12 protein-coding genes are annotated in these 14,259 nt (G+C 59.9%); 8 read left to right on the top strand and 4 right to left on the bottom strand.

Annotated features, from left to right (window positions below):
- Positions 1 to 7 precede the first annotated feature (7 nt).
- The 3 genes from MTX36_RS22235 to MTX36_RS22225 all read left to right on the top strand — a co-directional run bounded on the left by MTX36_RS22235 (position 8) and on the right by MTX36_RS22225 (position 3,030).
- Positions 8 to 214 (top strand): hypothetical protein, encoded by a 207-nt coding sequence (locus MTX36_RS22235; protein ID WP_243621825.1) that lies wholly within the window; start codon positions 8 to 10, stop codon positions 212 to 214.
- 479 nt (positions 215 to 693) lie between these two features.
- A complete protein-coding gene (locus tag MTX36_RS22230; protein WP_243621824.1) occupies positions 694 to 1,392 on the top strand; it encodes a GAF domain-containing protein in 699 nt (232 codons plus the stop codon).
- 153 nt (positions 1,393 to 1,545) lie between these two features.
- Entirely contained in the window at positions 1,546 to 3,030 is a 1,485-nt protein-coding gene (locus tag MTX36_RS22225; RefSeq protein ID WP_374230517.1) for a sugar transferase, read from the top strand.
- A 14-nt stretch (positions 3,031 to 3,044) separates the two neighbouring features.
- Here MTX36_RS22225 and MTX36_RS22220 read toward each other — a convergent pair whose 3' ends face one another.
- Positions 3,045 to 4,211, bottom strand: coding sequence for a hypothetical protein (locus tag MTX36_RS22220; RefSeq protein ID WP_243621822.1), 1,167 nt, complete (start codon positions 4,209 to 4,211; stop codon positions 3,045 to 3,047).
- Positions 4,212 to 4,776: 565 nt separating this feature from the next.
- On the opposite strand from MTX36_RS22220, the gene MTX36_RS22215 reads away from it, so the two are divergent.
- The gene (locus MTX36_RS22215) at positions 4,777 to 5,913 is read left to right on the top strand and encodes a hypothetical protein (protein ID WP_243621821.1); all 1,137 of its coding nucleotides are present in this window, start codon (positions 4,777 to 4,779) and stop codon (positions 5,911 to 5,913) included.
- Positions 5,910 to 7,373 carry a polysaccharide biosynthesis tyrosine autokinase gene (locus MTX36_RS22210; protein ID WP_243621820.1) on the top strand — a complete coding sequence of 488 codons (1,464 nt, stop codon included), beginning with the start codon at positions 5,910 to 5,912 and terminating at the stop codon, positions 7,371 to 7,373. Before MTX36_RS22215 ends, MTX36_RS22210 begins: the two co-directional genes overlap by 4 nt.
- A gap of 26 nt (positions 7,374 to 7,399) precedes the next feature.
- On the opposite strand, the gene MTX36_RS22205 is transcribed toward MTX36_RS22210, so the two are convergent.
- Together MTX36_RS22205 and MTX36_RS22200 are read right to left on the bottom strand one after the other, a co-directional pair.
- A complete protein-coding gene (locus MTX36_RS22205) occupies positions 7,400 to 9,022 on the bottom strand; it encodes a glycosyl hydrolase family 28-related protein (protein WP_243621819.1) in 1,623 nt (540 codons plus the stop codon).
- Entirely contained in the window at positions 9,015 to 10,181 is a 1,167-nt protein-coding gene (locus MTX36_RS22200) for a glycosyltransferase family 1 protein (RefSeq protein WP_243621818.1), read from the bottom strand. The genes MTX36_RS22205 and MTX36_RS22200 overlap by 8 nt, the downstream gene beginning before the upstream one ends.
- 251 nt (positions 10,182 to 10,432) lie before the next feature.
- Between MTX36_RS22200 and MTX36_RS22195 the strand changes: the two genes are divergently transcribed.
- Together MTX36_RS22195 and MTX36_RS22190 are read left to right on the top strand one after the other, a co-directional pair.
- A complete protein-coding gene (locus MTX36_RS22195) occupies positions 10,433 to 11,548 on the top strand; it encodes a glycosyltransferase (RefSeq protein ID WP_243621817.1) in 1,116 nt (371 codons plus the stop codon).
- 204 nt (positions 11,549 to 11,752) lie between these two features.
- Positions 11,753 to 12,739, top strand: a complete 987-nt coding sequence (locus MTX36_RS22190; protein WP_243621816.1) for a heme A synthase — start codon at positions 11,753 to 11,755, stop codon at positions 12,737 to 12,739.
- 67 nt (positions 12,740 to 12,806) lie between these two features.
- Here MTX36_RS22190 and MTX36_RS22185 read toward each other — a convergent pair whose 3' ends face one another.
- Positions 12,807 to 13,175 (bottom strand): hypothetical protein, encoded by a 369-nt coding sequence (locus MTX36_RS22185; RefSeq protein WP_243621815.1) that lies wholly within the window; start codon positions 13,173 to 13,175, stop codon positions 12,807 to 12,809.
- A gap of 71 nt (positions 13,176 to 13,246) precedes the next feature.
- Between MTX36_RS22185 and MTX36_RS22180 the strand changes: the two genes are divergently transcribed.
- Positions 13,247 to 14,212, top strand: coding sequence for a quinone oxidoreductase (locus MTX36_RS22180; RefSeq protein ID WP_243621814.1), 966 nt, complete (start codon positions 13,247 to 13,249; stop codon positions 14,210 to 14,212).
- Positions 14,213 to 14,259: the final 47 nt, after the last annotated feature.

Genomic DNA, 14,259 nt, shown 5'->3' with positions numbered 1-14,259 from the left:
GAATCGTTTGCGCGGTCGGCGCACCGATGCTGTTGGCGGTCGCACTATCAAATGCGACGGAGCCGTCGACGCCACTGCACTCGGCGACTGCTCCTTCTCGATGAACGATTCGACGGACGGCACGCAAGCCCGTTCGACGAAGATGCCGGCGAACATCGTTCACGACACCTTGCTGACGTCGGCGCGCAGCACCGCGACAGTTGAATACTTCTAGGGCGCTGTCTCGGTGATCGAGCGCGTTCGCGCTAACTGAAAGTGGCAGACGCCTGCGGTGTCGGCTCACTAGCCGTGTGCGATCAGTCCGATCTAGGGAACTTGCAGCTATCCGCCCCGACGCGCAATGACTCCCACGTCAACAAAATTCCTGAATCAGTTTCCCATTGGTAGCGGATTGCCGCCAGATTCCGGTTTCGGCGGGAGCATGGGCGATCGTCCAGATTTGGCAACACTGAGTCAGGCGTCGCCTTCTCGGGACGATGAGCGGGGCATTACAGTGACTCACGGAGTCGGGCTCTTCGGTCGAGAACGGTTGTGTCGCAACTTCCATTTCTGATGCCGAGGGTTTGCCCATCTATTTCAGTCCCGCGGCGATACACGAAATAGTTTGATAAAGGCATGGGCGTTCGTAATACGGTGCCAGCGGACCAATCATGGTGGTAAATATAGTTGCTACCGATTCACGAGAGAAGAGCAATGAAACCACCGAGCCCCACCGACGCAACGAGTCCTGACAATTCAAATGGTGACAGCGCAGACGAACCCGAAAAGCCGACCGCGGATACCCCAGCGCCAACCGGCACCACATCTCGTGAGCACCTTGCTGCGATGACCGGGACGTCTCAGGATCCCGCTCTAGTCGCAATTCTGGAAGGGTTGCGTGCGACCGTCAGCCAGGGGCAGTCCCCCGTGTGGTCGGTGATCAACGACAGTGCACGGTTACGCGCGGTTTACGCCACCGGACTAATCGAGCCTGGACCCCATCCCGATGTCGATCAGGTAGTCGGATTGACCATCGAAGCGGTCGGGATTCCGAACGCCGCCCTGAACATGATCACCGTCGAGCAGGTCACTGCGGGGATCGCGTCCCGCTCCGGCGACCACGGGAAACAACGGACTCATGCCCTCCCCGACTCACTTTGTGTATACACGGTGGTGACTGGATCCCCCCTCATAATCGACGATATTGTCGACCATCCGGTACTCCGGGATCATTCGGCCGCCCAAAGCGGCGTGGTGGGGGCCTACATCGGTATCCCGATCGTCGACGACGCAGGTCACCCGGTGGGGACGCTATGCGCCTGGGACACCAAACCGCGTCATTGGTCGAGCGGTGAGATTCAGATCATGACCGACCTTGCCGACGTCGTCCAAAACGTAATCTTCGACCAGTAAAAACCCGCCGCCGAACTCCTTTTGTTCGGCGACTGAGACAGCACATCGCGCTCGAGCATGCGCGGTTGTTATGGTCCATGTTGTTGCGCCCATATGAGTGTGATTAATTGTGAGTGCACACAATTGTTTAAGTGTCGTGAATGGAGTGGGAAATTGCCACAATTGTTGGAGGTCGATCTTTCGACCACCCCCGGCGGCCCCCCATCCACGCCTTCGGATTCTCGAAAAACATTCGAGCAACTCATTCGCACTGATCCACTGAGCACCGTCATCACTGTTTCCATAGACGTGCTGTCCGCGTCGGTTGCGGTGGCACTCGCAGGGTGGTGGGCGACCACGTCAAGTACACCGCATCCACCCCTGTGGTGGCTCGCGCTCTTTGTGCCTATTTTCGTGATCGTCATTGGCGCGCGCTCGTTGTATCGTCGATCACTCAACCGCCGATTCCTCGACGAGGCCTTCGGGGTCCTCTCCTCTGGTTCGATCGCGGCCATGCTTCTGCTGTCCACCCTGGCCCTTGTGGGGATTACCGATCGTCCCGGTGCCGCCGTCACGAAACTGTGGGTGTGCGCGAGCATCCTCATCCCGTTCGGCCGCCTGGTTCGTATGGTGGTCCAACGGCGCCTGCAACGACACTCTCATCTCGTGTCCCCCACGTTGATCATCGGATCCGGACAGATCACCCAGCACGTGATCGCTCGTATGCTCGCGGCTCCTGAACACGGCATGAACCCCGTCGGGGTGTTGTCGGACGAAACCCCCGCACTCGGCGACCAAAAGACAAAGTCCGATCAGGTTCCCTACCTGGGCGCAGTCGACCAACTGGAAAACGCTATCGCGAAGACCCAGGCCGAGCGTCTCGTCATCGCATTTACAACAGTTCACGGGGAGCTACTGGCTAGAGCAGTCCGCGTCGCCCACCGGCATGGACTCCGGGTGTGGGTTGTGCCTCGCATGTATGAGGTGATCGGTTCGAAGAGCTTCATCGACCACATCGGCGGTATGCCCTTGCTGTCAGTGCCTCACACCAATCCCCGCGGCTGGCAGTTCCGGGCCAAGCACATCAGCGACAGAGTCGTCGCCGGCTGCATCCTTCTCACGATCTCCCCGCTCTTCCTCACACTCATGCTGTTGGTGCGCTGGAGTTCACCCGGACCGATCTTCTTCGCTCAAGATCGTGTGGGGCGTAACGGTCAGGTCTTCGGCTGCCTTAAATTCCGTTCAATGCGGCTACCCGATCCAGACGACGTGACGTTTGTTCCGAAAATCGGTAGCGCGCCGGGCGGCGTCGAGGGAACTGATCGACGAACCCGGATCGGTAAACTCATGCGATCGACATCGATGGACGAACTCCCACAACTACTCAACGTCCTGCGGGGCGAAATGAGTCTGGTCGGTCCCCGGCCCGAACGCCCCGAGTTCGTAGCCCTTTTCGAGGCGCAGATCCGGCGCTACGGCGAGCGACACCGCGTCAAGGCCGGCGTCACGGGTTGGGCTCAGGTCAACGGCTTGCGCGGACAGACATCCATTGCCGACCGCGCCGAATGGGACAACTATTACATCGAGAACTGGTCCCTGTGGCTGGATGTCAAGATCTTGATGCTGACCGTGCTGGCAGTCTTCAAACGAGCGGAATGACGGGAGTGCAGCCGTCAAGCCTTCTCGGACGCGGGTCGAGCTAGCTTTCCGCTGACGAAGACCGAGTTGTATTCCGGCGCCGACCTCGTTGCTACCAAGTGATACGGAACGAACATGAGCACTTCGGTGATGACAAACGAGAGAAATACCGCCGCGCTGGAGTTGAAACTGAACAAGAAGGTCAGTCCGAACACCACGTAAAGAGCGGTGTTCGCCGCCCGCAGCCAGAAAACCGTCTTTGTTCGCCCTGCCCGGCGCAGGGCTGCAAAGGGGATGGTTGTCACGAGCAAGCACAACTTCCACACGCATGCGATTGCCAGAGCGACATACAGTGAACTGTTCCAGGCCGGACCGAAAATCAAACTCCATATACCCAGGTAGGCGCCGATAAAAATTGCCATCGTACCGGCCACCAGGAGCATCGCGACTTGAGCTACTTCTCCCTTGTGCCCGTGGGCGAGTTGACGGACTCGGCCGTAGGCGAGGATCGGTTCGAGAATCCCCGAAATGGTGGAGACAACTCGGAAGCCAACAGCAGCTGACGGTCCGAGAACTGCAAGGATGAAAGTCGACAATGCCGGCTGCACCATCCCGACAGTCGCGGTTTCTCCGGTAACCCACGCAGCTTTGGTCAAGTCAGGTGGAAAACCCAGGTCGCGGTGGGCGGGCAACGGCCAACATCTGATGAGAATGGCCAATAGAGCACCCGCCGCCAAAACCCTGACGCAATTGGAGTTGTCGTGAACGGCAAGGACCAAAGCACTCAAGCAGCCCACCATGAGGATTGACGCTGCCACCGATTCCAGCTTCCATCTGCCCCGCACCACCCCGATAGTTCGGGCCATCAACAAGCCCGACGAGAGTCCCAAAACTCCGATCAGCGTGACGGGAGTTGGCGGAACCGTCGGACTCACGATGAGAAGGGTCCCGGATACTGTGCTCAGCAAAGCAATCCACCAGGGCATCGATATCTTGTGATCAGCTTCTGGAGTGGCCAGGCGGGACTCTACGACGAACGCTGAAAGCAGTTGCGCCACATAGGTTCCGATCGCCAGCGAAACAGCAAGACGCCCCTGTTGCTCGATGGGCGCCACTCGCGCGAACACTGCGATAAAAATTGCCGGGAATGCATTGAGCGCCAATCCCGCGACAATCTGTACCAATGGCTCAACGCTCTTCACGTTTACCACTGACCGAACCCGCGTCAGCACTCCCCTGCCTCGGCAGGCACGATAGGCAGAGCCAATTTTCCGGAACAAATGGAAATGGCTACTTCGTGACGCACCAACCCAATATTTCTCGAGTGGGCATCCAATTTGCTCAAGACAATTCCTGGTGACACCTGTAGTAGTGTATGCGACGGATCGGCTGCCGTGCTCGCTGAGATCGAGCCACTTTTATGACGGAGGGAACTCGGCGATGAATGATTCGAGGTCGTTCTGCGCCGAGCAAAGTCTCAGTACCGATCGCAAACTCAGTACAGCCCGCCGCAGAATGGTTGCGCAATGACGCACCAAGACAAACATGCATTCTGATTTCGTGCCGAAAGTGGCCGGCGAAGATTCGCCACACAACAGCACGCCGACACGGTGGCTCGCACCGGCCGTCATTATTCTGTTGCCGGTTTTGGGGTCGTTTACTGCCTGGGCCTCCTTGATCGGTTGGTGTTCGGCCGGGGGGTGCCCGGCCGGCTCATGGCTGGATCTACGCGGATTCCTTCAACCCGCACCTTTCACAGTTGCAGGCGTGACGTTGCTTGCGGTCTGGTACATCGCTGTGGTCGTACTGGCAACCATCGGTTGGCGATTGGGACTTGGAACGACGCCGACACCCGAAGTCATCGAGCGAACCACCAGCACGAAATTCGAGCGACGTTACTTTTTCCTCATCCTCGCTGTCGCCACTGTCGGCGTTGGGTATGCGTATTACCGAATCACCTCCGCGACATCCATCGTCGACGCCCTGACTACCCAGACCGGGAATGCGTTCACCGAGGCGCTCCCCGACTCCGCCGGAATAGCGACGCTTCGGTACGCGACCATCCTGGCGGCGCCCATCAGCATTTACCTCTGGCGAAAAAAGGTGCTCCACCTCGGATTCATGCTGTTCGCTGGCTTCCTCCTGGTGGCGAACTCGATGGTCGCATCTCGCCTGTCGCTGCTGATGGCCGTCGTGGTGTACGTGGTCATACAAGCGGTGGTACCCCGCCAAACGGAGAGTCCGGACCGCAAATCGGTACGTCCCTGGCAGATAATCACCGCGATCGCGATCATGTTCACGCTGCTCACGGCGCTCAACTACGTCCGGAACGGCAACTACTACCGCGACGCGGGCGTCTCGAACCCCATCGCGATGAACCTTTATCAATCGGGCGCCTACCTCGCCGTGCCGGCTCAGGTGTCAATGGGAGTGTCGGACGCAGTCATGCGCGGAACCTTCGACAGGCCAGGGGGCGTCGTCACCTCCGCGGCGGCCGCCCTCCCCACCTTCCTGGTCCCGGCGCACGAGGTCAGAGCCAAGGAGTCACTTGGCGCCGACTCCTATGAGTTTTCGGTGTCATTTGCACCAAATTTCACGACCAACTCTGCGTTCGCTGACATGTACGCAGATTTCGGAGCTTGGGGTTGGCTATACACGCTCCTCTTGTTTCCGCTTGCCGGCTACGTTTACGGCCGGTTCCAGACATACGGTCCAGTGGTCGCCGGATCGGCGGGAGTCGTCGCTTACTGCTTTGCCGAGGTTTGGCGTATTCAGCTACTGACCCAAGGAATTACCGTTTTCCTTGTCCTCCTGACGCTTGTCTGCATGTTCGTTGCGGCGCGAGGGCAGTTCCCCCGGAAAACTGGAGAACATAGTTTCGAGAGGAAATGTGAAATCAATTGACCAACAACTTCGCCGATACCGCATATCGGCCGGGCACTGTGGGCAACGAATGGCTCCGTTCAGCGGTTGCCGCAATCCGTAATCGATGGATGGTTTTGCTCGCCGGTGCACTGGTCGGAGGTTTCCTCGGAGTGATCCTGACCAGTGTGCAGTCGCCAAGCTATGAGTCGTCAGCGATGATTTACCAGACACCTCATTTCGGGGACACCGATGGCACAAGTCGTCAACGTACTGAGGCATACACGAAGTTGCTGAGCTCTGACCTCCTCATCGAAACCGCGCTTGGAAACACCGGATTGGAGATGTCGACCTCCGACGTGCGCAAGATGACTACAGCCAGCGCAACTGTCGGAAGCGCAATCCTGACGGTGACTGTGCGTGCGGACGACGCCGATACGTCAGCGGAGCTCGCCAACGCTCTGGCGCAGGCACTTCCCGGCACCGTCGCAGCTCTGGACGGCACCATACCTGCGCCCGACGAGTCCGACGTGGCAATCGCCGACCCAGTGCGGTTGGCGGTAATCAGCCCTGCTGTGGCCGGTGATGCTGAGGGCGGACCGATGTATGTACGCAACATCGCACTCGGTGTGATCGCAGGGCTCTTGGTGGGGCTGCTCTATGCCTACCTGCGAACCCAGGTAAGCCGAAAAGTTCAGGGTGCCGCTGCGCTCGGCAAATTTCTGTCAGGGCCCGTACTGACCGGCATTCCTGCCGACAAGGCATTGGAAACCGGTGTCGTCGATTTCCCGCGAGACAGTCCTGCCGCCGAGGCGTTCCGTCGGCTTCGCACCTTGATCGCCGACCACGAACCCGGCCGAGCCGAATGCCGAACCATCATCGTGTCGAGCGCAGTCGGCGGTGACGGCAAGACAGCGGTCGCGGTGAACCTGGCAGTCGCGCTCGCCGAGATCGGCAACGACGTCATATTCGTCGATGCTGCCGTGAGCGGGGATGCGAATGCACGTTCCGGACGCCATGGTGTCGACAAGGAAGGCCGTACACCGGCCGGACTGACCGATTACCTACTGGGCGATGGCGAAATCGACCAATACATCTCTGCGAGTTGGCATCCGAAGCTCTCACTCATTCCAGGCGGACACGCTGTCGCCGGCCAGTCCGAGCTACTCGGGAGCAGTCGGATGCGCACCGGACTCGCGGAACTTGCTGCTCGCGCAAACTATGTCATCGTCGACACCGCAGCGTTGGCTGACCGATCTGACGCGCTTGTGCTGGGACGCTGGGCCGACGGTGTCCTGCTGGTGGCGCGATCCGACCACACAAGGTACGCCGAACTGGGTGCTGCCATCGAGCGTTTGTCGTTGGCCGATGTACGAATCTGCGGCGTTGTGCTCAATGACTTTCCGAGGCCGCTGGTACGCAGTGCGCGCAAGCTCCGCTCACGCTTGTCAGCTACTCCCCTACTAGCACGCGAGGCCAGCTCCGTCAGAACACACGTCTGACAGAACGCTGCTCGGCATCGAGTTCGTCATCGGCAAGCTACGTAAATCGGCTCTGCCTTCGGCGGTTCGGTGGTCACGGTGCCTACGTTCACCTCTGCGTTCCCCGGAGAGCCATCAACACAGCTGTCGCTGAAGATCAGAATAGGTAGCCACGACGAGGGCGCTTGCAGCCACACCAAATCCGCAGCAACCACTGTGCCGGACGAGCCCTGAATCACGGCGAATGGTCCATCTTCCGAACCGAGCTGTGGACCCGTCACTTGCACGCTGAGCTGATCGACCGCGAACTGTTCCGAGTTGTCTGCCGAAAACGCGAGCCCAGACTTAGCGCTCGTGACGGAGACGGTTCCCAGTGAGACATCCTGGGTCCGCTGCAGCCCGACAGCTCCGACGCCTTGAGCTATTTCGGTGTCAGTCACTGTGCAATCCCCCAGCCGAACACCAGCAACCGGAGGGTTCGCAATGGATTCCACGAGAACGGACCAACTGAGACTGTCACTTACGGACACCCCCATTACATCGAGGTCGAACCGACTGAAAGTATCGCCGGTCGACCCGTTCGGTCTTGCGAGCACGTGCAGTCCGGTCCGCGAGTCCGTGGCCGTTAGCCCATTCAGGAGCACTCCGCGAGATGCCACATAATGCCATCCAGCTCCCGAGTTGGGCGATGCCGAGTCGACCATGACACCTGCGCCGTTCGACACTCCATTGACCGCTACTCCAGCTAGCGTCGACCTGTTCAGTCCGGCAAGACGCACTCCGTTTGCGGCGCCGCCCGACACCTGGACGTCGGTCACGTCGAAGTCGGTGTTCGACCACTCACCCAAAGCGGGGAAAGAGAAAGTCTCGGAAGCGTTGTCGTACCCGGCGGCCGCGGAATAATAGGTCACGAGCGCCAGAGCGTCGTCGCCGGTATTCCGTGCTGAGAAGCGTGCGATGGTTCCGCGTCGACACGCGTTGAAATGGAGTCCGTCGGCCATGGTCTTCGCGACGTGCAGGCCGTCGACGGTGACGTCGGAAACGCCCATCATGATCACGCCTGCCTGCGGGCTCGACTCCACTCGGCAATTGAGCAACATCACCCCAGCAGCTGGACCTTGCGAGCCGCTCCAACCAGCGGCCACCGTCGACGTTTCCGATGGGTACCCCACAACACGGATACCGTCGCCCATCGACCGCAAGGCCGGCTGAGTTGCCCATCGCACCGTGACATTGCGCAGAGATATGCGCTCCAACGGACCGCGCAGCACGATGCCATGGCTCGTACCGGCACCATCGGCGTCCAGGTTGTCCATCAGTAGCTCGGCACCGGCGTCGAAGTCGATGGATACGTCTGAGATACCCACTATCGAAATCGCAGCATCGCCTGTCGGGTGACGCTGAGCGAAGCGGTAGATACCCAACGGAAAACGTAGGACGCCTCCGGATTCCAACTCGGAGACGGCGTTGCCGATGGCAACGGAATCATCATGTATCCCATCTCCCACTGCACCGAAATCGCGGACGTCGAGGACTTCGCCGACGTCGCTGAGCAAGCGGACGTCGCGCGTGGATTCCTGCAAAGGAACCGCGCAGGCGGTGAGCGCCAATGCTGCCGGGAGCATGGTGAGGAAGCTGCGACGCGGTAGCGCAGGTACGTTGTCAGTCAAGGGATGCGCTCCTGAGTGCAGAACAGATCGACTCTGCAGTTGCGGTTGACGAGATCTCAGACTGGCGTCGCTGGACATGCGAGCTCCCACGATCACTCAATGCTGCCCTGGCTTGTTCATCGCCGCAATACTTCTTCATGAGCACCGCCAGTGCACCTGAATCATGGGGGTCGAAATACTCTGCGCCATCACCACACGTTTCCACCAAGACAGGGATGTTCGACGACAGCACAGCAGTGTGCGATGCCATTGCCTCCAGAGGCGGGAGGCCAGCGCCTTCGTACAGCGACGGCATGATCAGCAGATCCGCTTGTGCAACTAGGGCGCGCAACTGGTCGAAGGGAAGGCGGCCCGTGAGCTGCACGCGGTCACCGAGGCTGTCCACGAGTCGGTTGACACGATCGTCGAGCGTCCTGAGCGACTCGTCGCCGCCGGCTATCACGAGCGTGTGTGGGACGGAACTCGAAATCGCTGCGAACGCGTCGAGAAGCAGCGGCAAGTTCTTGTGCCGCTTGATGTTTCCCACATACAGAAGGTAGGGGCCCGAAATCGGGGACAACGCCGTGACCGGTTCGGAAAACCACACGTCGTCGACTGGAATGGGAGTCACCAGCACTTCGGCGGAAGGGGCAACCGCAGTCATGGAACGGGCAGTGGCTTGGGACGGAGTGAATACCGTTCTGGCTCGCCGTGCGCTGAGTTGCAGCATGGTTCGTGCGTACGCGTTCTTGGCGCGATTCTGATCGCTCAGCTTGTTGTCTTCGATATGGAGAGTGTCGTGCACCGTGACGAAGAATTGGAGGTTGCGACGCCGAGGAGACAAAAGCGCCAAAGGAAATGGGTAGTGCGGAACCCATAATGCCCGTGGTCGTGTGAGAGACAGTGCACGCTTCCAGGCACGTTGTTCCTGCATTGAGTACATCCGGGCATCGGCGGGTTCCGAGAAGATGACGCGGGTTTCGGCGCTGACGTCGGGTATCGCATTCCGGTCGGCGAGTATCGCCAGACTGAAACGGTGATCATTGAGAACCCGTTCGAGAACCGGGATTTGGGTCCTGATGTAAGTTCCGATGCCGCTCTGACGAATATGCCGGGCATCGAACAACAGATCAACCGACGCGTCGTCGTGACTCGCCTGATCAGCACGGGTGGTATGCATAAATGCATTCTCGCAGGTCCGTCAATTCGATGAAAACAATGGTGCTCCGGCCAAATGTAAACCTCGAATTCTAAATGGTACCTTCGGCATGAACGTACCGAAATTGCCGGATCATCGGCAATTTCCACTCACATTCTTGACAGCGAGGGGCGACCTTAGGTGAGTATCCACAATGCTCAATTTACCGGCTCGCCGGATAAAATTGGCGAACGCTCGATAATAGCCACATTTCGCGGACGGTCGAAGAAGATATGAACGAACCCAGAGTAGCGATAGTGCACGAGAGATTCACGGAGATCGCAGGTTCCGAACACGTAGTGGAACAACTGTCCTTGACGTGGCCGAATGCCGCCGTCCACGTGCCGCTTGCGCGACAGGCCGGCATACCGGCGGGGCTGTCATCGCCGCCGCTGACGACGTGGGCCGACGGTGCCTACCGATTGCTGGGGAGGTCGTCTTACGCTCCTCTGATGCCTCTGCTGCCCAGGGCCTTTCGCGGGATGAAACTGGGGAACGTAGAAGCGGTCGTAGTCAGCCACCACGCATTCGCCACGCAAGCCGCCTTCGCCACCGACGCTCCGGTTATCGCGTATGTTCACAGCCCGGCTCGCTGGGCGTGGGATCCCGCTTTTCGAGCACAGGAGGCAGGCGGCGCAGTCGGCGCGGCCGTACTGGCAGGACTGGCGAGGGTAGCGCGCCGGGGCGAGTTGAAAGCTGTAAGTCGGCTCGACCAGATCGTCGCAAACTCGACCGAAGTCGCGGACAGAATTCACCGCTGGTGGGGCCGGGAAGCGATAGTGGTGCATCCACCCGTGGATACCGAAGGTTTCACACCTGATTTTTCAATCGATCGGGCAGACTTCTTTCTGCTCGCCGGTCGCTTGGTGCCTTACAAACGACCAGACCTTGCGATACGGGCTGCGCGGCAGGCCGGTAAGCGACTCGTCGTCGTAGGCGATGGTCGATGGATGGACGTCTGCCGGGAGTTGGCTGCCGAGGACACTCTCTTCGTCGGGCGAGTCCCCCACGATGAACTCCTGGACCTTTACCGGCGTGCACGCGCCTTGGTGATGCCCGGTGTCGAAGACTTCGGCATCGTTCCGGTCGAGGCGATGGCAACCGGGACCCCCGTGATCGCTTTGGGCGAAGGGGGTGCGCTCGACACTGTCATCCCAGGCGAGACCGGCGTACTCGTCTCTCCTGGCGACGACAGCAAAGTGGTCAGCGGTCTCGCCGAAGCAATGGAGAACTTCGACCCGAGCGACTTCGATTCGAGAAAGATCCGTTCGTGGGCCGAACGATTCTCACGGAAGGCCTTCGGAGAGAACATGACAAGAGTTGTCGACGACGTGATCGGGAACCGCTGACAGCTGGACGAGCGGGCACGCCATGCCGGCGTTCTGCACGCGACGTCAAAACTATCGATGACGAGGTCAATCGACTACTGGGCGCGGTTGCACGCAACTCGGCCTGCGAGGGTCGGTCCAGCCATCGCGCGACGGGTTGCGTGCACTGGCGATCACTTCCACGCCGTACGCGAAGCGAGCGGCCCCAACGACACGCTGTAGTTGATGGCCAACTACCATCGTGGCGTGGTGAATCGTGCATATTCCGGATTTTTGAGCTTGGTGGATCGACTACCTCTCCCCTCGCTGAAGACGCAGAAGATCATCGCGTTCATCGTGATCTTGACCCAAGGCGGCATCGCTGTCACCGGTGCGGTTGTGCGCGTGACAGCATCCGGATTGGGCTGCCCCACCTGGCCGCAATGCTTCCCGGGCAGCTTTGTTCCGGTCGGCCACGGCGAGGTTGCGGTTGTTCACCAAATCGTCGAGTTCGGCAACCGCCTGCTCACGTTTGTCGTAGTCATCGTTGCTGCCGCAATCGTGCTGGCTGTGACTCGTGCGCGTCGTCGCCGTGAGGTTCTTGTGTATGCGTGGATGATCCCACTCGGCACGGTTCTGCAGGCAATCATGGGTGGCATCACCGTCCTGACGGGGCTGCTCTGGTGGACGGTTGCCATTCACCTGGTCGCATCGATGCTGATGGTCTGGATTGCCACCGTCATGTACGCCAAGATCGCGGAACCCGACGACGCAACAACCTTGATCGTCATGCCGAAGCCGCTGCGCTGGCTCGCCGCACTGTCCGGTGTCGCCCTGGCCGGCGTGTTGGTGGCCGGCACCCTCGTGACGGGCGCTGGTCCCCACGCGGGAGACAAGAACCTGGACCGGATTGTGCCGCGACTCCAGATCGAGATCGTCACCCTCGTCCATCTACACGCACAGATGTTGGTCGCCTACCTCGCACTCTCGGTTGGTTTGGCGTTCGGCGTCTACGCCGTCGGTGCGTCCAGTGCAGTGAAGAAACGTCTGCAGGTTCTACTGGTTCTGATCGTTGCGCAGGGTTTGATCGGTCTTGTTCAGTACTTCACCGATGTCCCGGCGATCCTGGTCATCTTCCACGTTGCGGGCGCCGGATTGTGCACGGCTGCAACAGCAGCTGTCTGGGCAGCGGGCAAGACGAGGCAGTACGAACCCGCGGCTGTACCGGCCTGATACCTACCGAGACGAGAGGGGCGGTCAGAACACCGACAAGGTGTTTCTGACCGCCCCACTTCTGTTTTCAGGATTCGTTGCGCGCCTTCGGGAAGCGGGTCTGGTTGGCGACCCATCCGGCCATCTTCTTGAAATGACCGTCCACCGGAGTGACGATGCTGGTGAGTTCACGCTCCCACTCGGCAACAGTGACAGTGTCGAACGACGCGACGACGGCGTTTGCCGTGGCAAGGTCCTCGACTACCTGGTCGCCCAGGCTGCCGTCGGCACCCACGAGCGTGATGCGAACGCCGGCAAGGCCGACAGGCTGAAGGACGGCGCTGGCGGAGCCACCGTGCTCAGCGACAAACTTGGTGATTGCCTTGACCGTGGACTTCGGAAGTTCCGGCGCAGCAGCGGACGGTGTGGCGTCCGACTTCTCGGTATCGGTGCTCATAGCTCGACAATACTGGGCAGTAGAAGAGTCGCAACACGAGGCATCGACCCAACCGGTGTAGAACAGAAAAGATGCAAGCCATCTACGTTTCCGAAACCGGCAGACCAGACGTTCTCACCGTGTCCGAACAACCCGACCCCACGCCCGGTGCAATCGATCTGCTCGTTCGCACCGAAGCAATCGGCATCAATTTCATCGACACCTATTTCCGGATGGGCATGTATCCGAGGAATCTCCCCTACATTCCGGGCGACGAGGGCTCCGGCGTAGTCGAAGCAATCGGCACAGATGTGACCGAATTCTCCGTCGGCGACAGGGTTGCGTGGGCGGCGGCCACCGGAAGTTACGCCGAAAAGGTGGTTGTTTCGTCCGCTGTCGCAGTCAAAGTTCCGGATGGTGTTCCGGCCCCGGTTGCCGCGTCGGCACTCTTGCAAGGGATGACTGCGCACTACCTCGCGAAGTCGACGTACCCGATCCAGGCAGGCGACACCATCCTCGTTCATGCCGGTGCCGGCGGAGTGGGTCTGATCCTGACGCAGATGGCAGTAGCCCTCGGCGCACGGGTCATCACGACGGTGTCTTCGGATGCAAAAGAACAACTCTCACGCGATGCCGGGGCGTCGGAAGTTCTGCGGTACGACGACGACATCGCAGCCCGCGTTCGTGAACTCACGGATGGCGAGGGTGTGGCCGTGGCCTACGACGGAGTGGGCGCCACAACGTTCGATGCCAGCCTGGCGTCAGTGCGAATTCGAGGAACAGTAGCGCTATTCGGCGCTGCCAGTGGCGCTGTTCCGCCGCTCGATTCGCAACGGCTCAATGCGTCGGGATCACTGTTCCTGACGCGTCCGACATTGGCTCATTACATCCGGACTCGCGAAGAAATGCTATGGCGAGCCGGTGAGGTGTTCGACGCCATTGCAGCGGGAACTTTGAGTATTCGCGTCGGCGCAGAGTATCCGCTGGCCGAAGCCGCGCAGGCGCATCGTGATCTGGAAAGCAGAGCGACTACGGGATCGATCGTGCTGATCCCTTAGCCATGTGTGCTGTGCGCCTTTATTAACCGCGGGCGGTCAATTGAGGC

This window comes from Rhodococcus sp. ARC_M6 (assembly GCF_022810305.1).
Taxonomy (GTDB): domain Bacteria; phylum Actinomycetota; class Actinomycetes; order Mycobacteriales; family Mycobacteriaceae; genus Rhodococcus_F.
This window is presented reverse-complemented; position numbering and strand designations above follow the sequence as displayed.